The organism is Methylocaldum szegediense, from assembly GCF_949769195.1.
Lineage (GTDB): Bacteria > Pseudomonadota > Gammaproteobacteria > Methylococcales > Methylococcaceae > Methylocaldum > Methylocaldum szegediense.
The window spans coordinates 1,850,823-1,870,225 of the sequence record NZ_OX458333.1; the positions used below are offsets into that span (position 1 = coordinate 1,850,823).

At 58.2% G+C, this 19,403-nt stretch carries 15 protein-coding genes; 9 read left to right on the forward strand and 6 right to left on the reverse strand.

Annotated features, from left to right (window positions below; genetic code table 11):
- Positions 1–43 precede the first annotated feature (43 nt).
- The 4 genes from QEN43_RS07900 (at position 44) to QEN43_RS07915 (ending at position 5,834) form a co-directional block, all read left to right on the forward strand.
- Positions 44–2,518: a TonB-dependent siderophore receptor gene (locus tag QEN43_RS07900; RefSeq protein WP_051331633.1), complete on the forward strand. Its 2,475-nt coding sequence runs from the start codon at positions 44–46 to the stop codon at positions 2,516–2,518.
- A gap of 238 nt (positions 2,519–2,756) precedes the next feature.
- The gene (locus QEN43_RS07905; RefSeq protein WP_026610338.1) at positions 2,757–3,950 is read left to right on the forward strand and encodes a PepSY-associated TM helix domain-containing protein; all 1,194 of its coding nucleotides are present in this window, start codon (positions 2,757–2,759) and stop codon (positions 3,948–3,950) included.
- Positions 3,951–4,170: 220 nt separating this feature from the next.
- Positions 4,171–4,758: a sigma-70 family RNA polymerase sigma factor gene (locus QEN43_RS07910; RefSeq protein WP_317963914.1), complete on the forward strand. Its 588-nt coding sequence runs from the start codon at positions 4,171–4,173 to the stop codon at positions 4,756–4,758.
- Between the two features lie 53 nt (positions 4,759–4,811).
- The gene (locus tag QEN43_RS07915; RefSeq protein WP_026610336.1) at positions 4,812–5,834 is read left to right on the forward strand and encodes a FecR family protein; all 1,023 of its coding nucleotides are present in this window, start codon (positions 4,812–4,814) and stop codon (positions 5,832–5,834) included.
- A gap of 402 nt (positions 5,835–6,236) precedes the next feature.
- Here QEN43_RS07915 and QEN43_RS07920 read toward each other — a convergent pair whose 3' ends face one another.
- On the reverse strand, positions 6,237–7,202 hold the full coding sequence (locus QEN43_RS07920) for an IS110 family RNA-guided transposase (RefSeq protein ID WP_084161956.1): 966 nt from the start codon (positions 7,200–7,202) through the stop codon (positions 6,237–6,239).
- 539 nt (positions 7,203–7,741) lie between these two features.
- On the opposite strand from QEN43_RS07920, the gene QEN43_RS07925 reads away from it, so the two are divergent.
- From QEN43_RS07925 to QEN43_RS07940, 4 genes are all read left to right on the forward strand, one after another.
- Positions 7,742–8,476: an STN domain-containing protein gene (locus tag QEN43_RS07925; protein WP_162144292.1), complete on the forward strand. Its 735-nt coding sequence runs from the start codon at positions 7,742–7,744 to the stop codon at positions 8,474–8,476.
- Between the two features lie 104 nt (positions 8,477–8,580).
- The gene (locus tag QEN43_RS07930) at positions 8,581–8,898 is read left to right on the forward strand and encodes a hypothetical protein (RefSeq protein ID WP_156912729.1); all 318 of its coding nucleotides are present in this window, start codon (positions 8,581–8,583) and stop codon (positions 8,896–8,898) included.
- Positions 8,899–8,901: 3 nt separating this feature from the next.
- Positions 8,902–10,179, forward strand: a complete 1,278-nt coding sequence (locus tag QEN43_RS07935; RefSeq protein ID WP_156912728.1) for a TonB-dependent siderophore receptor — start codon at positions 8,902–8,904, stop codon at positions 10,177–10,179.
- A gap of 101 nt (positions 10,180–10,280) precedes the next feature.
- A complete protein-coding gene (locus tag QEN43_RS07940) occupies positions 10,281–10,490 on the forward strand; it encodes a PepSY domain-containing protein (RefSeq protein ID WP_396662774.1) in 210 nt (69 codons plus the stop codon).
- Here the strand turns inward: QEN43_RS07940 and QEN43_RS07945 are convergent.
- Both QEN43_RS07945 and QEN43_RS07950 read right to left on the reverse strand, forming a co-directional pair.
- Positions 10,471–11,466 (reverse strand): amidohydrolase family protein, encoded by a 996-nt coding sequence (locus tag QEN43_RS07945; RefSeq protein ID WP_317963915.1) that lies wholly within the window; start codon positions 11,464–11,466, stop codon positions 10,471–10,473. The two genes, QEN43_RS07940 and QEN43_RS07945, sit on opposite strands and share 20 nt — an antisense overlap.
- Before the next feature lie 542 nt (positions 11,467–12,008).
- Complete coding sequence (locus QEN43_RS07950) at positions 12,009–13,244, reverse strand: anion transporter (RefSeq protein WP_317963916.1); 1,236 nt, start codon at positions 13,242–13,244, stop codon at positions 12,009–12,011.
- 763 nt (positions 13,245–14,007) lie between these two features.
- On the opposite strand from QEN43_RS07950, the gene QEN43_RS07955 reads away from it, so the two are divergent.
- Positions 14,008–15,045: a polysaccharide deacetylase family protein gene (locus tag QEN43_RS07955; RefSeq protein ID WP_026610332.1), complete on the forward strand. Its 1,038-nt coding sequence runs from the start codon at positions 14,008–14,010 to the stop codon at positions 15,043–15,045.
- A gap of 192 nt (positions 15,046–15,237) precedes the next feature.
- Here QEN43_RS07955 and QEN43_RS07960 read toward each other — a convergent pair whose 3' ends face one another.
- From QEN43_RS07960 to QEN43_RS07970, 3 genes are read right to left on the reverse strand one after another with little or no spacing between them, the layout of a single operon-like run.
- Complete coding sequence (locus QEN43_RS07960; RefSeq protein WP_051331631.1) at positions 15,238–16,398, reverse strand: glycosyltransferase; 1,161 nt, start codon at positions 16,396–16,398, stop codon at positions 15,238–15,240.
- Positions 16,379–17,530: a GNAT family N-acetyltransferase gene (locus QEN43_RS07965; RefSeq protein WP_026610331.1), complete on the reverse strand. Its 1,152-nt coding sequence runs from the start codon at positions 17,528–17,530 to the stop codon at positions 16,379–16,381. Before QEN43_RS07965 ends, QEN43_RS07960 begins: the two co-directional genes overlap by 20 nt.
- Positions 17,527–18,828 (reverse strand): glycosyltransferase family 4 protein, encoded by a 1,302-nt coding sequence (locus tag QEN43_RS07970; protein WP_051331630.1) that lies wholly within the window; start codon positions 18,826–18,828, stop codon positions 17,527–17,529. The genes QEN43_RS07965 and QEN43_RS07970 overlap by 4 nt, the downstream gene beginning before the upstream one ends.
- Between the last annotated feature and the right edge of the window lie 575 nt (positions 18,829–19,403).

The following is a 19,403-nucleotide window of genomic DNA, read 5'->3' on the forward strand; positions in this document are numbered from 1 at the left end:
CAGAGCCTGAATCAGGCATACGACACCGGCATTGGGAGCATCCATGACAAGAACAATAATCCACCCGTCCACCGCCATCCTCTCAGCCACGCTCACGCGAGTCGCTATTGGCATCGCGCTGGCTATTCCGGCATTTTTCGTCGCCCCGCGAGTCTCGGCTGCCGAAATCGCCGCCCGGAGCGAACAAGCCATGCCGTTTTCGATTCCCGCCCAGCCGTTGGAAGACGCGCTGAACGATTTCATAGCCGTCACCGACTGGCAAGTCGGCTTCCCGGCGGAACTCGCGAAGGGCGCTCGTTCTCCCGGCGTCGCCGGAAGCTACCCGCCGGACAAAGCCCTTAAAAAACTTCTGGCCGGAACCGGCCTCGTCTATCGTCACACCGGGGCTAGGGCTGTCACGCTGGAACGGGCTCCGGAGCCGATCCGGCTGGCAGCCGCTGAGTATCAGGAAGTACAACTGTCTCCGATCATGGTGAAAGGCGAGGCAACAACCGAGGACAAGGGCCAAAGCTATGCCGTAACCCGCAGCTCCACCGCCACCAAGACCGACATGCCGATTATGGAGACGCCGATGTCGGTGCAGGTCGTGTCCAGGACAGTGATGGACGATCAGCAGGTCATCACGGTGGAAGACGCCATCAAGAACGTCAGCGGTGTGCAACGCGACTGGGGCTACGGCAGCCTGAACGACAGTTTCATCATCCGTGGCTTTCCGACACGCCAATCCAGCGTCTATCGGAACGGATTTCGCATGACAGGGTATGCCGCCGAGACCGCCAACGTGGAAAGCATCGACGTGCTCAAGGGTCCGGCCGCCATGCTCTACGGCCGAGTCGATCCCGGCGGCATCGTCAACATCGTCACCAAGAAACCGTTAAGCGAGCCCTATTACTCGCTGCAGCAGCAGTTCGGTTCCTACGATCTGTATCGCACCACCGCCGACGCTACCGGTCCGATCACCGGGAACGATGCACTGCTCTATCGTTTCAATCTCAGCTACACGAATGCCGATTCCTTCCGAGATTTCGTCTTCACAGACCGGATTTTCGTGGCGCCATCGCTGACCTGGCGGCTCTCCGAGGACACCGAATTCAATCTGAATTTCGAATACAAGAACACAGATTTCACGCTAGATCATGGCATTCCGGCCGTAGGCAAACGCCCGGCGAAGGTCCCGATCAGCCGCAACCTGGGAGAACGCGGAACCGAGACGCATACCGACGACTATCTGGTCGATTTCAACTGGTCGCACCGTTTCAACGAGAACTGGCGCATACGCAACGGCTTCGTCGCACACCTGCAGGACTATTTTCTGGAAACCATCGTCCATCCGTTCCTGCGACCGGACAATCGAAGCATGGGACGCTTTGCCAACTTTACCGATTACGAGCGCCACCAATACGGTTCATACATTGATCTCACCGGCCATTTCCAGACTTTCGGGATCCGGCACAACGTACTGGTCGGAGCCGACTGGTACGAATACCATCAGGAATCCGTCGGTTCGTTCAGGCCGGTCACGGACATCGACATCTACAATCCCGTTTACGGCACCGTGGACCTGAACCAACACCGGGTCTTTCGGGATCATGCGCCGACCGATTTCTTCACGGCAACGACCGAATGGTTCGGCCTTTATTTCCAGGACCAGATTACGCTCTGGGACAAGCTTCACATCCTAGGCGGAGGACGCCACGACTGGGCACACAGCAAAAGCGGCTTTTCCGACGTTTCCATGGCGGCTATCGACCAGACGGTTATCGAAACGGAACGTTTCCAACCTCGGGTAGGCATTCTTTACCAGCCGTGGCCATGGCTATCGGTTTACGGAAATTACGTGGAGTCATTGGGCGCCGACAACCCTGGGCGTTCTGCCTCAGGCGAGCCCCTGAAACCGGAAACCGCGGAACAGTTCGAAGCCGGCGTCAAAACCGAGTTACTCGATGGCAGACTCACCGGAAGCCTGGCCTACTTTCATATCGAAAAGCTCAACATGCAGACCGCCGACATCTCGACGCCCGATCCCAACGACCAAGTCACCGTGGGCAAGGCGCGCAGCCAGGGCATCGAATTCGACCTGAAAGGCCAGCTTACCGACAGTCTGAGTCTCATCGCGACCTATGCCTACATCGACGGCAGGATCCTCAAGGACAACGGCGGCAACGAGGGCAACCGACTGCCCAACGTCCCGGAGCACTCCGGTAGCTTCTGGGCCAAATACGATTTTTTCGGCACGGCCCTGGACGGCTTCAGTGTGGGCACCGGCGTCTACGTGGCCGGCCAGCGCGAAGGCGACAACGAGAACACCTTCCAACTGCCGGGCTACGTCCGTTGGGACGCCATGGCGGCCTATCGCTTCAGAGTCGGTCCCACGCGGATGACAGCCCAGGTCAACGTCAACAATATCCTGGACAAGACGTATTACAAGTCGACCGACATCATCGATGGCAATCCCAGGGGAAGAATCACCGTCGCCGAACCTTTGACGGTGCTCGGTTCGATTCGGCTGGAATACTGACGGTACTTGGGAAACGCCGCGATCAGACCATCAGATGTAGGTCGGCAACCCTTTACCGACAGAGCCCCTCACGGACGGCGTGCGTCGGCAAAGGATTGCCGACCTACTTTGGGTGCAACGCCAAACCGGAAAATGCTCTAAGCCGCGATCGAACGACCCGCGCGGGCTAAAGCCCGCTCCCGCACGCTAAGAACCCATCCGACAACAACTCTATCCGTATTTGCAACAGGAGACCCGAATGTCCGAACGACATGGCAACCGTATCGCCCGATTCAGGCTGCGCCCGATGTGGCTCAAGGTCCATCTATGGCTGGGTCTTTGGGCCGGTGCGGTTTGGGTGCTGATGGGGCTTACCGGAGCCGTCAACGTGTTCCGATGGGATATCGACGAATGGCTGAATCCGGAGCTCATCGTGACCGAACCGGGAGAAACTCGAAAATCCCTGGACGAGATCCTGGCGGCGCTCCGCGCGGCGCATCCGGAGCGGAACGGCATCTGGTCGCTGGAGATGCCACGCCACCCGGCGGGGATGATCCTGGCTCGCCAGATCGGAAAGAAAACCGACGGTTCATCCGACATCCTCTTCGTCTCAGTCAATCCCTACACGGCGGAAATCGTTGCGAACCGCTTTTATGCCGACTTCAGCTTTCTCATCACCTGGATCTACGACCTGCATTCGACCTTTTTCTTGGGTTCCATCGGTTCCAATCTGGCCGGCGTTTTCGGACTGCTCTTGATGATTACCCTGGCCATCGGCGTTTATCTCTGGTGGCCGCGAGGCGGCAAATGGCACTCGGCATTGACCTTCAAGCGCGGCGCCAGTCCGGAGAGGGCGATCTTCGACATCCATAAACTCTGCGGGATCTACGGGTTGGCGGTTTTGTTCACAATCGCCTTCTCGGGGACATGTCTGGTTTTCCGCGACTACGTCCAATCGGCGATCGCGCTGGTATCGCCGATTCACGGTAGCTTCAGTCCTGCGCCCGCTCCTCCCGAAGGTCTGAAATCCATCCCTTCCTCGAACGTCGCACCGATCACCCTCGAACACGCCGTAACGGTTGCCGAATCGATCTTTCCGGATGCCCAAGTCCGCTTCGTCAAAACGCCGGACGACCCGGAAGGATTCTACGCCGTCCAAATGCGTCAACCCGGAGAAGCCAGTCTCTTCTTTACCACCACGACCGCCTGGGTGGACCAGTTCAGCGGCGAAGTCCTCGCTGTACGAGACCCGAATACATTCACGGCGGGGGAAACCTTTTTGAACTTGATGTGGCCGCTGCACAATGGCGAGGCTTTGGGCTTGCCGGGGCGCATTCTGGTATGCATGGCGGGGTTCGTACCACTGGTACTCTACGTCACTGGTCTTATCCGTTGGCTACAGAAGCGCAAAGCCGCGCGACGGGTCGAAAGGCGGTTCGCAAAAACAGCTTAAAGCTCGTTTCGAGAAGAACGAGATAGAACCGTAGCCACGGATTGCGTGCCCAGCCAACCCGTAGCTTGCCGTTTTCGAAACGAAAAAACGATACGCCACCACGGCAGCCCGGTTCCACTATCGCACCGGATTGCGTCAAATCCTGCAACCAGATGTGTTATTCCCAGCATTTCGTAAAGCGATGGCCCGCACGGCTGTTCTCGTTTCGCCACTTTCGTTTATGGCTCGGATGTTGCTTTCCCGTATCGGTTACCTGTTGCAGCCGATTTCGCTCATAAGACCGATGTCTCGCCCTATAACCGATTCCATGCTCGCGCCGTGGGGCGAAGGGTTGATGCACGATCTGTTCTGCTTTTTCCGGCAGCGGGTCGGTTGTCCCGATACCGCCGCCGATCTGACGCAAGAAACACAACTGCGCGTGTGGCAAAGCACTCACGACAACCGGGTCGACAATCCTCGTGCTTTCGCTTTTCGGGTCGCCGAAAACCTGGTGGTGGATCACCGCCGCCGGCAAGCGGTCAGGGAGATCTGCGTCCCGCTGGAAGACGAGCACGCCGATACCGTGGCCGGATTCGATCCTGCCCCCGAACACTGTCTGGAACAGAAGGAGCGCTTGCGAAAGCTCAACGCAGCGCTGTCGGAGCTTCCTGAAAAATGCCGCACCGCCCTTCTGCTCAACCGGCTAGAGGGGCTTTCCCATCGCGAGATCGCGGCGCGGCTGAACGTCTCGGAAAGCATGATCGCCAAATATCTGGCTCGAGCCATGCGCCATTGCCGATCGCGGGTCGACGACCCATCGACGCGGTAAATTCTCGGCGGTGCCGCGTCTTATACTACGACACCTATCAACCGCTGTAGCCGATGGATTCTTTTTCCGACTCATCCGACTCCCTCGCCGACCAGGCCGAAGCCTGGGTCATTCTGCTGCACTCCGGTCGAGCAACCGAGGATGACCGCCGGAAACTGGCGGCATGGCGAGCGCAAAGCGCGGCTCACGAGGCAGCTTTTCTCGCGGCGGAGCGCTTGTGGCAGGACATGGGACTGGCGCTGGCACCGGACACCGTTGCCGTGTGTGAAGAAAGACAAGTCCAATCCACAGCCCCCCGTTCATCTCACCTGGAGAACACAGACGTTCGTCGCAGCGCGCCTCCCGGCACACATCGGCATCGCTCTCGCCTCGCGGCACCGGCGATCGCGGCCTGCCTGCTGGTATCGGTCATCACAGTGCAGATGCTTGGACTGTTCGATATCTGGCTCAGCGATTATCACACCGCTACCGGAGAGCTCAAGGAAATCACTCTCTCGGACGGCAGCCGCGTCATCCTCGATACCGACACGGCTTTGTCGGTACACTTCGAGAAAAACCTCCGCCGCGTGGAGCTGCTTAGGGGCCGAGCCTCGTTCGAGGTCGCTCCCGATCCCGTGCATCCCTTCGAAGTGGCGGGAGGTGTGGTGACTGCCCGAGCGCTGGGGACGGCGTACGATGTAGCCGTATTCGGAAGCGAGGTTCGTGTCAGTGTTCTCGAACACTCCGTCGCCGTGCGAACATCCGGCTTGGATACGGAGGTGACGCTCTCCGCCGGGCAGGAGGCTCGCTGGAACGGCCGCGAACTGAAAGGACCGGAGCCGGCCGACCTTCGCGCCGCTGCGGCCTGGCGCAAGGGAAAGCTCATTTTCGAAGATCGCCCCCTGGCCGAAGCCGTAGCGGAGCTGGACCGCTATCGGCCCGGTGCGATCCTGATCACTTCGGCCGAACTCCGCGCGCTGCGGGTCACCGGCGTCTTTCCCTTGGACCAGCCCGATTCGGTGCTGGACGATATGGCGGCGACGCTGAAGCTTCGTACGACGCCGCTGGGGCCGTGGATCACACTGCTGCATCGTTAGCCCATATTGTCGGCAAAGGCTTGCAGGCCTACGACTATGCGCCCTTGTAATTCCATTCGGCATTCGAATGAACATGAATCGTAGGATGGGTAGAGCGAAGCGAAACCCATCGATGGTGGGTTAGCCCCTCGGCTCCGCTCGGGACAGCCCCTTCGACAGGCCTGTCCTGAGCATTGTCGAAGGGCCCAGGACAGGTCCGAGGTTGCACGGTGGGTTACGGCCTCGCGGCCTAACCCACCCTACAAAAATGAATGCCTTTGAAAGCGATTTGGAATAAGTCGGGAATCCTATCCCGACAGATTCGCTTATTTAGGGTGCGGTAAGGCAAGAAGCGCATCAACCGCGAACGATGCGCTTCACTTCGTTCAGCACATCCTACACTTGTAGATACTGTTATCCGGGTCAAGTGCCATGGAGTGCTGGATCGAAGGGTTTTCCGGACTTGAGGACGCCGAAAGCGACCTGGAGGAGCTTGCGCATCATGGCACCGATGATGAGCTTGGCGGGCTTGCCCGAGAGCGCGAGCCGGTTCTTGAAGGGCTGGCCCCAAGCGGTCTTATACAGGATCACCATAGCCGGCATGTAGAGGGCTTTGCGCAAGAAGGCATGGCCGACTTTGGACAGCCGCGGCTTGGTTTTCACGCTCGTTCCGGACTCCTGCCGGCGCGGGTCGAGCCCGGCGAAGGCGACGGCTTGTCGGCTATTGGCGAAGCGGCTGGGCTCGGCATAGAAGGCGAGCAGAATGGCGATGGTGCGTTCCCCGATACCGGGGATGCTCTCGAGTAATTCGCGCTTTCCCTTCAGATCGGGGTTAGAGTCGATGTGCTCATTGATGGTTTTGATCAGGCTCTTGATCTGCTGATCGAGCCAATTCAGGTGTTCTTGAATGTTGGTGCGCACCGCGTCCCGGGCGACCTCCAGGCGGTTACTTTCCTGGGTCCGCAGGGCTTGCAACGCATCCAGACGCAACACGAGCGCGCGCAAGGCGATTTCGGCTTCGCTTCTCGCCTGCCAGGGAGGCGGATGGCGTTCGGCGCAAAATTCGGCGATGAGGCGCGCATCGACGGCATCGGTTTTGGTCCGGGTTAAGCGGGAAGCGGCATAGGCTTTGATTTGGGCGGGGTTGATGACGCTGACAGTGAACCCTTGGGTAGCCAAGCACTGGGCGACGTCTTCCCAATACACCCCAGTGGCTTCCATACACACGTGAACATTCCGTGCCTCTGGGCCGGTGAGCCAAGTGACGAGGGTGGCGAACCCGTCTTGGGAGTTGGCGATGACTTTGGTTCGGAACTTCCCGTTGGGGAGGCGTAACGCGCAGTCCAGTTTGGCTTTGGCGACATCAATTCCGAGATAAAACGTGGGCATCATGAACCTCAAATGATCTACCTTGTGAATGCGGGCTGCCGGCAAGCCGGGCCGAAGATACTGTTCGATCGCTCGATGAGGGTGAGCGACTGCTGCATCGATCTACGCAACGGGCTTGGTGTCCCAAGGGCGGGAACGGCATCCAGTCGCTCAAACCTGGAGCGCCCTCCAGGCCTGGGGTGACCGGTCGGGAGTCTTCTCCAACCCCTTCCGAACCACACGGAATTCATAATACAAGGTCGGGAATCCTTTCCCGACGCCACCGCTCGGACAGGGTTTCGCCGGCAAGGGATTGCCGACCTACCCATCCTTTCGCTGAACGGATCGCCCACCTTCCACGATTGGTAAGGCAGTATCCCGCGTCAGGCTTGCGAAATACGGGTCTATTAAGCCAAATGTCCCGTATTCCACTGTGCTTCATACGGGCTACGGCGGCTCGAAGGACTACGCGTAAATTTTTCCGAACACACCGCTGCAAGTTTCGCGTTCTCGTGCGTTCTTTCGTATGTCGGTCCAAACAACACAATACGGAGACGCTCTTGAACCACAGCCGCTTTTTGCCCTTCATCGCCGGCACCCTGACATTTTCGGTCAGCCTGTCCGGCATGGCAGAAACCGTCCGCCACTTCAATCAGCCCGCCCAGCCGCTAGGAAAGGCTCTCACCGAATTCGCCGATCAGACCGGAACCAAACTTCTGTTTCCCGCACAGTTGGTCGAGGGGCTGACAGCACCGGCCCTACGCGGTCACTATACCGACACCGAAGCTCTGCAGCACCTGCTGGCCGAAGCTCCCCTAACCTATACCAAGGACGGCATCGGCGGCACCCTAACCTTGGTCCGCGCCGAAAAGCCCGTGCCCGCTTACGACGAAGAGACCGTGCAGCTCTCGCCGATCACGGTAAATGACGAGGCGCTGACGGAGGAGGAAGAGCTTCGTACTGCCTATACCGTGAAACGCACCCTGTCCGCGACCAAAACCGACACGCCGATCATGGACACGCCTGTATCGGTGCAGGCAGTTCCGAGAGCGGTGATGGACGATCAGAAAACCCCCGAGTTAAAGGAAGCGCTCGAAAACGTGAGCAGCGTCCGGCCGCAACCTTCCCTGGGTGTATTCAACGGCTTTATCATCCGCGGGTTTCACGATTTCAACCAATATCGGAACGGATTGAGGGTAGGCTTTACCAGCTACGATACGGCCAACCTGCAGTCCCTAGAGGTGCTTAAAGGCCCCGCCGGAGTGTTGTCGGCCGCATCGAGCCGGGTGGCCTGATCAATCTGACCACCAAGAGACCCTCGGACCGGGCTTATTATTCCATAGAGCAACAGTTCGGTAATTTCGATTTCTTTCGCACCATTTGGGATGCCACCGGGCCTTTGACCGAAGACGGAACGCTGCTCTACCGGTTTACCGGCTCCTATCAGTCCAGCGACTCGTTTCGGGAGTTCCACTCCATGGATCGGATTCAGGTCAACCCGAGCCTGACCTGGCGGATCAGCGATGCCACGGAAGTCACTCTCGAGGTGGAAGGTTTCACCGAGGATAGGGAATTCGACTACGGCATCCCCGTCATCGGGAAGCGCCCTGCCCCCATTCCGATTCGCCGGACGCTGGAAGATCCGGACGATCCCCTCGACAACGTCTCGAACGTCTACGTCGGCTTCAATCTCACCCACCGCTTCAACGATGACTAGACCTTGCGCAATCGGTTCTTGGCGCGGTTTTTCGATACCTACAATCTGGACATCACGCCTTCGCCCCAGTTCGACGCTTCGGCACTACGCAGCGACAACCGCACGCTGGACCGCAACCTGTTTTACCAGCGCTCGGACCATGACGTTTACGCCACCAACCTGGATCTCACCGGCAAACTGGACCTATGGGGCACCAAGCACGAAATCCTGGTCGGTTTCGATTATTACCGGAGCTCGGAAAAGTATCATGCTCGAGGCGACTACGAGACGGGGGATCCGGCGCTCGCCATCGATATGTTCAACCCCCGCTACAATCTCGACACCGCCCTGTTCGACAAGGACCGCCTGACGCCTCCGCTCTACTCGCGCGCCGAGGAAGAATGGTTCGGCGTCTACTTTCAGGAACACATCGTGCTCTGGGAAAAACTCCACATCCTCGGCGGTGGTCGCCACGATTGGGCGACGACCGGACGCGGCTATTCGGACACCTCCTATGCCGCGGCGGACAGGGATAGACGGAATCGAAAGGATCAAGAGTTCAGCCCACGAGTCGGCATTCTCTATCAGCCCTGGTCCTGGCTGAGCGTTTACGGCAACTGGGCGAAATCGTTCGGATCGAACAACAACATACCCGGCATCGGCAGTGTAACGCCGGAAACCGGCGAGCAATTCGAAGCCGGCGTCAAGACGGAGCTCTTCGACGGCAGGCTGACCGCGACCCTCGCCTTCTACAACATCAACAAGGAGAACATTCTCACTCCAGACCTCAGTACGCCCGACCCGACGGATGTGAACACCATCGGCAAGGCGCGGAGCAAAGGCATGGAACTGGACATTGCCGGCCGGATTACGGACTACATCAGCCTGATCGGCAACTACGCCTATACGGACGCCGAGATTACCAAGGACAACGAAGGCAATCAGGGCCATCGCCTGCCGAATGTGCCCTACAACTCAGGCAGCCTGTGGCTCAAATACGATGTGAACGGGTTCGACTCGCCCGACGGGCTTTCCCTGGGAATCGGCGTGTTCGCGGCAGGTCAGCGCGACGGAGACAACGAGAACACGTTCAAGATGCCCGGTTATGTGCGGCTCGACGCTGCCGCCGCTTACCGCTGGACCATGGGGCCATCCCGCGTGACCGCGCAACTTAACCTGCGTAACCTGCTCGACAAGGCCTATTACGAATCGACCGATCCCTTCACGAATGTCGCTCCCAGGCTCGCGGTCGTACCCGCAGCGCCGTTTACGGTGATAGGCTCGGTACGGGTGGAGTTTTGAGAGACGGCAGCTGCGCTGACGGACAAGGCCGGCATGGTCGTCGTCCGGATCATGGGGCATGATTTCGTCTGGACACCCGAACCGTCATCGGCGACACCTTTCTGGACCGGATGTGGCCGATCCATTCCGGCAAAACCTTCGGCTGGCCCAGCCGCATCCTCGTCTGTCTTACCGGCCTCGCCTGTCCGGTACCGTACATCATCGGCGTGATCCGCTGGCCTCAGAAAAGGCGAGCAAAGCGACTCAAGACGCCGGTCCTGGACCAGAGGTCGCATGGGGCAACAAATCGAATTACCGCTCGAAATGATTGACGACGATTTTCCCGTCCGAGATCACCAGATCCGGGGATTCCAGAAGCTTGAAGTTTTCAAGGGCATTACCCTTGACCGCGATCAAATCGGCCGGTGCGCCCGCGCTCAGGGTGCCGAGCGGAGCGAGCCCCAAAACCTCGCCCGCTTTGGAGGTGGCGGTACGCAACACTTCCAATGGCGTCATCCCGGTCAGGTGCACCATCAAATGAAGTTCCTGGGCATCGATGCCCCAAGGGATTTCCATATGGGCGATTTCGGCTCCGTAGAAAAGCTGGGCTCCTAAGCCCGCTAATTTGGAAACATTCCCGCGTATGCCCGGACAATGGGAAAGCGTATCGAGCGTGGTCAGGATCCTGACACCTTGTCGAACGGCTCGCTCAAGCAATTCGTCGGTTACCGACTCACAGGGAACATGAGCCCACTCGTCGACCCCGGCCGCCAGCGCAAGAGCCACGCCTTTCGGCTCCCCCACATGCGCCGATACCTGTTTGCCCAAGCGATGGGCTTCGTCCACCACGGCGCGGGCAATTTCCAGAGACGGCATGGGCCAGGGGGGCGGCGTCGAAGCCTCATGTCCTGTTCTCCATGGGGCGCCCTTCTCGCCGCCGGATTCCAGTGCGATCTTGATGACCGCGGTGCCGCCGGCAGCCAGCCGCCGCACGACCTGCCGCGCCTCTTCGGGGGTTTCGACCGGTGTAGCAACCTCGCCATGGCCGTGGCCATGCCGGCCGAACACCGGAAAGGGATAGCCGCCGGGTACGGTGATGATAGGGCCGGCCGTCAGCAAACGGAGACGGCCTTTCCCTCCCGAAGGCGCCAACAAGGGCCCACCAACATCCCGAACGGTCTTCACCCCATGGCGCAATACGGTGTCGCGCGGCCCGTCCTGGAAGGCAAGATGGCCGTGCAACTCGATAAAGCCTGGGAGCAGGGTGGCATCGCCGAGATCGATGATGCGTGCACGCTTCGCACGCACATCCCCTGACGGCCCCAGGCTCGCCACCTTTCCTTCGATAATCGATACCGCGTAATCGGTGTGGAGATCGACCCCGTCGAATACCCGCGCAGTTCGCAGAATCAGGTGCTGCGATTTTTCTTTCGCAGTTCCGGCGCAGGTCTGTTCCGGCGGAAAGCCGCTCAGGCCGATAAGGAGCAGCAGGGTGAAAAACAGGTGTTGCCTTACCCTGATCAGACGGATATTTCTGTAAGTTATAACAATGTCTTTATGCGGTCTCGAGGTTCTTGTCGAATCGAAAAGGCACGGCCGTAATCCGGAGGAATTACACCCGATCGAAGACGGAACGATTTGCTTGCGAGTCCTGTACCAGAGCGGTTGGCTCTAAAAATCGGCAATTGCACGGACAGACAGGCGCTCCGCTGCGGCAAATACGCGATGTTCCGGTGATTTCACACAGCTCTTCGGCGTCCGAAGCCCGCTCGCTAAAGGCTATTGTTCCTGTCCCCAGTGTTGCGAAGGGAAAGATACGCTGTCGATTTTCCGGCCGAGCGGCGGATTGATCAGCGTATTCCCAGCCAGTACCACGCGGCAGCGATAGTGATGGTCAACAGAGTCACCGGCACCCCCACCAGCGCGTGACGCCGCCAGCTGATCACGATGTTCCGGCGCGCCGCGGCGTCCACAACGATCATGTTGGCGACACTGCCGACAATCAGCAGGTTCCCTGCGAAAGTGCTCGACAAGGCCAGCAGTAGCCCCGCGTCCGGATGGGTAGCCATGGGGAGGAGCAACATCACGGCCGGTACATTGGACACGACATTGCTGAGCAGGAACGATGCGCCGTAAAGCAGCTCGGGGTCGTGCAAGTCGAACCCGGCTTGCGCCAGCGCCGACACGCCCTGCTTGGGGAGTTCCGTGGTTTCCACGGCGTAATTGACGATGAACAGCCCGATGAACATCAGAATAATCTGCCGGTCCACCAAGCCGAGCATGTGCGTCGAGTGCAGCTTTCGCGACAGCAGCAGGATGCCGGCACCTCCCAACGCCAATATTTCGCGCGGCCAATCGGAAAATAGGAATGCTCCAAACAGACCCGCCGCAACCGTAAGCCCCTTTGCCGCCTGCCAGAGATCGAAGCGAGCGTGTGGTTCGAAGCGTGGGTCTCGGTGGACTACCGCGAAGCGCGGATCGAACGCCCAGCGACCGCGCCAGAACAGCGCAATCAGCAGCCACGTCATCACCAGACCCGCGCCCACCGGAACCACGGCATCGCGAAGATAATCGACGAAGGACATCTTCAAGGTCTCGCCGATCAGCATATTCTGCGGATTCCCGATGAGCGTCGCGGCCGAACCGATATTGGCGGAACAAGATAGGGCCAACAGGAAAGGTACCGGATCGATGTGACGATTGAGGCAGATGTCGATCAATACCGGAGCCACCGCGAGACACACGACATCGTTGCTGAACACGCTGGAAAGTCCCGCCGCCACAGCGATCAGTGCCGCCAGGAACACCGCCGGGCTCACCCGGAGCGCACCGAGTTTTTCCGTCACCAGCATATAAAACCCGCTCAGCCGCAACTGAGCGGAAATCACCATGAACGAAAACAGCAGAATCAAGGTAGGGATGTGAAGCGCCTTAGCCGCTTCGTCCAGAGTTAGCGACTTGGTGGCAATCAGGGCGATAGCGCCGAGCACGGCGATCCCGGTTCGGTCGAGCTGAAGAAAAGGCAGCCCGCCCCGAATCATGCCGATATAAACAAGGGAGAAAACGATAACGATCGTCGCGATCACGATTGAGGATCCGCTTCCGAAAAAATGGCGCGAAGTATAACGCAGCGGCATTTTTTCGGCGGCTGGCGTCGGCGAGCATCGAATGAGCGGGGCCCGATGCTTCAGTTTAGGACAAAGCTCTTGGTTAAATTGAGAGCCTATCTCGGCCGGCTCGAGCAACCCTCCGACGGGCTCGTCGAACGGCGCAGACCCGATGACCTACTGGCCACACAAAACAGGCGTTTCAGTCACGACCTTCCCCGTTGCCATGACGGACTCGGTTAACGGCATTGGTCTCTGGCCGGCCCGCTCATCGAGTCGCCCTTCGCTCGCCGATTCATTTTGGAGAAAGCGGGCTTATTAAAATCTTTCAAAACAGGTTTGTTTCGCCGACCGGTTAAACCAATATATCGGCATAATCCGAAAAATTTAGCCTGTCACGCTATCCGATCACACACGTAATCGTCTGCTTACATGACTTCCGGAATCAAAAAATAGCCCGTATGATAAGACGTCGATCGAGTAATTAAACTAGCCGATCGGTCGGTATCGATCGCGGCGGAAACCATCGTCAGGTATTTATCGTGATCCGTGTCATGCATTACACATGCCGGGATTTTCAAAACCCATTGTCGAGCGGGTTTTTGCCGTGTACCGATTGTGAGCGCTTCATAGCCGTTGCTCGCGCCGCAATTCGCCTGATAGACTCTGCACATCGCATTAATCCGATGTGACGGGTTGATTTGAATTCGAGATGGACCTCAAACCATAGCCGGATTGCTATATGTCAAACCCAGAATCAGTTATCAAACCGATCGATCGAGATTCTCTCGCCACCCCCCAATCCATTTTCGGAATCTCGCGGTTTATTCCGAAATCTTTTTATCAAGACAAGCTGACGATACTGATGTACCACGGCGTGGTGCGCCAGGCTTTGCCGGTGCCTGACTATTGCTTCATCACGGAAACTCAGTTTCGCCAGCAAATGGAATACCTCGCTAGGCGTTGTCGAGTCGTATCTTTATCCGAGGCACTTCATCGCTTGCGATCCGGGTCGTTTGATCGCCCGACCGTCGCCATTACTTTCGATGACGGATATCAAAACGTATTCGACGTCGCATTTCCGGTCTTGCGAGAATTTCAGTTTCCGGCAACGGTATTCCTAAATACCGGTTTTGTCGGTACGTCAAAAACGGTTTGGTTTTGCCGTTTGCTAGAAGCAATAGCCCGCACCTCTAACCGAACGCTCGAATGGCGTGACCTCAAGTTCGACTTATCGACAGTCAACGGCAAGGCCACCGCATCCAAAAAGCTGCAAGCGTGCCTCAAGAAACTGGATCACGATGATTTATTGAGGCAAGTCGATGAAATTATCGAAAAATTGGGATGCGACAGCAGTGTTCCCGATCTCTCCCCGGATTTTCGGATCATGAATCGAGAAGCGATCGCGATCATGGCAAACTCCGGATTAATTCAGTTCGGCGCTCACACCGCTTCTCATTCGATTCTTACGAAAATTCCGCTCAACAAAGCACTCAAAGAAATCGACGAAAGCACTCAATCGATAGCCATGTGGACGGGGCAAGCTTGCCGCTTGTTCGCTTATCCGAACGGCGGATCAGGCGATTACGACAGTAATATACTGAGTATTCTCAAACGTCTCGGGATCGTTGCGGCCGTCACCACTATTCAGGGCCCGAATACGGTGCATACCCCCGTGCTGGAACTCAGACGCTACGGCATCCACCCGGGTTTGACGAGATTGGCCTTCCAGTTCAAGGTACATCACGTCCTCTATCGTTCCAACACGCAAGCCGGCTGATTGCTAGAGCATGTTCATCGTTGATGTACGCTCGAGTAAGTTGTAGGGCGGGTCAGCTCCTCGGCTCCGCTCAGGACAGGCTCCGCGTAACCCGCCTTTTCGCGGTGTGCGGCAGGTTACGGGCTAGCGGCCTAACCCGCCCTACCTAGCTGAACGAAGTCGAAAGGTTTTGTCTTCCCACAGGATAGGCGACTAGCAAGAGGAACGCTGGCGCTCGAGCAGCGCCCGATAGGTGTTTTCGAGCTCTTGTACCTGCTTTCGAACGTTGAAGCGTGCCTCGGCAACGGCCAGGCCACCCTGCCCCAGCCGCCGCGCCTCATCCGGCGCACGCAGGAGGCGAACGCAGGCTGCGGCCAGTTGCGCTGGGTCGCCGGGCTGGATCAGCAAGCCGTTCCTTCCATGCTCTACCATCTCGGGAACGCCTCCGACGCGGCTCGCGATTATGGGCAAACCGCTCGCCATAGCTTCGGCCAGCACCGTCGGAAGCACGTCGTCGAGCGTGGGAAGGACGAAAAGATCGCTGCTGCCCAAGATCGCCGGAATATCGCTTCGAGCGCCGGCGAATAACACGCGGTCCGTCAACTGGTAGGTCGCCGCTAGCGATTTCAACTGATCTTCGTATGGACCGGCACCGACGATCAGGTAATAGGCTTTCGGCACGGATTCGAGTATCTTCGGCCACGCCTCGATCAGATATTGAATGCCTTTTTCTCGCCGTAAAACCGCGACCGTTACCACCAGCGCCGCGTTGAGCGGTATCCCGAACGCCTTGCGCACCGCCGCCCTATCGATGTCGCTGCCGCGCCGAAAATACCCGGTGTCGATCCCGTTGTAGAGCACCGTAATCTTTTCGCGCGGCACGCGGCCCTCAGCGATCGCGTACTCGCCAACCGCCGCGGAAACGGCAATGACTTGGTCGTGAAAGTTTCTCAGGGCGAACCAGGTGACTTTGCTTCGGAGAATTTCACGCGCCGTCGCATTGGGATAGGCGAAGGTGTGCAAGGTGTGGATCGCCGGGATGCCGAGTATCTTCGCGGCAATGCCACCGTGCACCGTGACCGTTTCGAGCTGGGTGTGCACCAAACCGATTTGGTGTCTTCGCAGATAGCCGACGAGCGAGGCCACGCACTTGCAATCCCGGATACCCGAGACCGGGATCAGGTCAACCGGTATACCTAACTGTTCGATCTCGGCGGCAATGGGGTTTCCGTCCCGAACCCAAAAAACGCAAACGCGCGGCTGGTATCTGTTCGTGTCGAGATGCTGGAGATAATTGACGAGCATCCGTTCGGCGCCACCCATGCCGAGAGAGTCGATCAGAAACAAGACGCGTTCAGGATGCGGCTTTGACATGGCGATGGCTCCAGCCGAGGAAGTTCGACTTGATGGCGCGCAGCCCCGCGTAGGCTACTTGGTAGCCCCGAAGAACCAGCCAGCCAGGCAGGCTCGATGCGATCCGTAAGCGGCGGTCGGTCCGCGCCGCGCTCGTCCATAAAGCTTTGTAAGCTTCCGTGCCACGAAGAAAGTCGAACTCGTCGACCCCCTCGTTAATCGCCTCCCGCACCGCATGGAGCATGATCAGGGCGCCCGGCGAACAGTCAGCCCAGGCGGGATCGTAGCCCGATTGGTAAAAGCTGAATTTGCCACCGAACTTGTAGCAATAGATGGCCGCGATGGCATGCTCGGCCACGGTCAGAAGGTAAAGCCGCAACCATCCTTTCTCCAGGAAATGGCCGGCAAGCTCGGTATGAAACTCGATAGCCCGATCTTGCGCGAAAGCGCCGGGGTTGCCTTTTTGCCTCTGCCGGGCCTGATGCAGGCGCGCAAGTTCGCGGATGGCGCCGGCAAGTTCCGTTTTGCTGTCGATCGTCCGGTAGGCGACCGGTCCGTCCGCCCGAGCCTGTAGTCGTTTCGCCTTGCGCGTGAAATTGTATCGGCTCTGTTTTCCGAGCGAGGACCAGTAACTTTCCCAGCTCGAAGGCAGCGAAAGATAGGGACAGACCGAATCATGGATCATGTGGCCGGCACCGGCCCCGTGCTCGATGGCTTCGAGAAGCACCCGGACAAAACCCGAATCCGACCTCATGGCATCGAGCCGGACGAAATCATGTTTAGTCCGTTTCCCTATCAGGCATTCGACGAAGAATGGAACAATGACCTCCCTATAGCGCGGCATCGTGATGGCGTCCAGATGGTCGATAACCCGATCGTCACCCATGAACGCTAATTGCCTGAGCCGCAAGCCGCCTAATTTCACCGTCTGCAGCGCGAGCGGAAGCAGTCCGACCAGGCGCCCATCGACGCCATCGCGGGCCGTGATCACCCATGGCTTATGACGCTCCCGGCCGAAATGACGCCACCAGGTGGATACCCATTCCCAGGTGAGAAAAATGTTTCCTAGCCCCGATGCCTCGAGGAGGGGATTCCATTCTGGTTCCAGCTCAAGAAATCCCTGTTCCGATTGAACGATCTCGATCTTGATCATCGTGTTGCCGTCCGTGTGTTGTTGGCCGAGGAAAACGTCTTTGTGCGCACCGATGGTCCGGACACAATCTCTTGGAGCACCGCCAAGATGTCTTTGGCTACGGAATTCCAGCTGTACCGTCGCTCCGCCAGCCGTTTGGCCTCCTCGCCCATTTTCTTTGCGAGATCCGGGGCGGCGAGGATTTTCCGAAGCGCCCCGGCCAATGCCGGTGGCGACGAGGGCGGCACCAGGAAACCGGTGCATCCGTCCTTGACCACTTCCGGAAAATTGCCGACCGCGGTTGCGACGACCGGTCGGCCGAATGCATGCGCGATCATCAGCGGTCCGCTCTGAGTCGCGCTGAGATAAGGAAAGACCACGACCGTCGCGAGCTGCATCAGTTCGCTCACCTCCTCGTTAGGTATGTAGCGCATATCGAAAATCGTGCGTCCCTCCACGCCGAGCTCGCGCGCCAGCCCGCGCAATTCCTGCACGTCGACCGACTGTGTCGGGTAACCGACGATAAGCAGCCTGGCTCGAAATTTCTCGCTCTCGATCAAGGCGAAAGCGCGAAGAAGATCGGGAATGCCCTTGCTGACCCGAAGGTTACCGAAAAAGAGGATTACCTGCTCGGACGGTTCAAGACGATAGCGTTCGGCTAGTCCGACATGTCGCGCCTGGCTGAAAAACAGGCTGGAAACGCCGTGCTGAATGACATGGACACGCTCCGGAGAGACCTCGCACTCGGCCAGGAAGCGATCGCGGTTGATCTCGCCGTGGATGAATATGGCGGAGAACGCTTTATATACGCCTCGCTCGAAAAACTCGGTCGTCCGGTCGATCAGGACATTGATACGGGACAAGTTCGGGTCGCGAGACTCGTATTCATGGCACACGTCCGCCAAGATCAGTCCGTGACGCTTGAGCTTACGAAGAAAAAACGAAGCTCCAGGAAAATAAAACCGTCCGAACAGCACCACATCCGGTTTCTCGGCGATCAGATAGTTCGTCAAGCGGACCCACTGACCGATTAAGCGCGTAAACCGAAACACCCTGCGGCCCGTCCACCAGAACCGGCGCCAAGTTTTCGCCAAGACACCCGACGGCGGCTTCCGAGCGGCGCGCGAATCGACAATCTTCCACAAGCGCAGCCGCCTTTCGACACGGAAATTGTGGGGGCAGCCGCCGAGTTCGTACTCATCGGCGGTCACCAGAGTGACGTCGGCTCCGCTGTTTGCGAGTCCCGTGCATAACTCGTAGGCATAATGCACCAACCCTCCTTGGCCCGTAGGCTCGACGACAAATATCCTCATCTTCATCCCTGTTTCTAGACAGTGATTCCGTTCCTCTTACATTTCCCTTATATCAAACGGCCCTCGCACGAGGAAAGGCGAAAAATCACTATTTCTGTCGCCGTTAATTGGAGCGACACTCGTATGTTCAACTGTCGCTTCTCGGCGACGATGTGTGATTTCGCTCACTTTCCCGCGCTCTTGGCGCCATTTTTGCCCTCTCCAGAGAGCTCCGTTCCGCGGCGCGTGGGCGCTGCCTCTCCTTCCCGCCATCTCCGGATACGGCCTTTCGCATGTCGCATAGCAGCGTCGATTGATAAGTAAATCTACGTATCCGGCGACACCCCGAAAACGCTCAACCCGCATTGTTTCTAGATTTCGGTCATTTTGGCACAGCACATGCTTCTATCGACTGCACAAGTGACGAGTGACTTCCGATGAAATTGCTTTCACTTCAAGCCACTTGTGCTTTTTAGCTTGGATATTGAAGCGTTTAAACATGCTTGCCTCTGTGCCCTTCAGGTGATCGGCCTCTCGGACCTCCGAGCCAACGAGTAGGGCAACGCGCTGTTCGCCGAGCTGTTCTTCCGAGAACTGCTCGG

Coding starts and splice junctions, on each gene's coding strand:
- QEN43_RS07900 (WP_051331633.1), top strand. CDS start 44: ATGACAAGAACAATAATCCACCCGTCCACCGCCATCCTCTCAGCCACG.
- QEN43_RS07905 (WP_026610338.1), top strand. CDS start 2,757: ATGTCCGAACGACATGGCAACCGTATCGCCCGATTCAGGCTGCGCCCG.
- QEN43_RS07910 (WP_317963914.1), top strand. CDS start 4,171: ATGGCTCGGATGTTGCTTTCCCGTATCGGTTACCTGTTGCAGCCGATT.
- QEN43_RS07915 (WP_026610336.1), top strand. CDS start 4,812: ATGGATTCTTTTTCCGACTCATCCGACTCCCTCGCCGACCAGGCCGAA.
- QEN43_RS07920 (WP_084161956.1), bottom strand. CDS start 7,202: ATGCCCACGTTTTATCTCGGAATTGATGTCGCCAAAGCCAAACTGGAC.
- QEN43_RS07955 (WP_026610332.1), top strand. CDS start 14,008: ATGTCAAACCCAGAATCAGTTATCAAACCGATCGATCGAGATTCTCTC.
- QEN43_RS07960 (WP_051331631.1), bottom strand. CDS start 16,398: ATGTCAAAGCCGCATCCTGAACGCGTCTTGTTTCTGATCGACTCTCTC.
- QEN43_RS07965 (WP_026610331.1), bottom strand. CDS start 17,530: ATGATCAAGATCGAGATCGTTCAATCGGAACAGGGATTTCTTGAGCTG.
- QEN43_RS07970 (WP_051331630.1), bottom strand. CDS start 18,828: ATGAAGATGAGGATATTTGTCGTCGAGCCTACGGGCCAAGGAGGGTTG.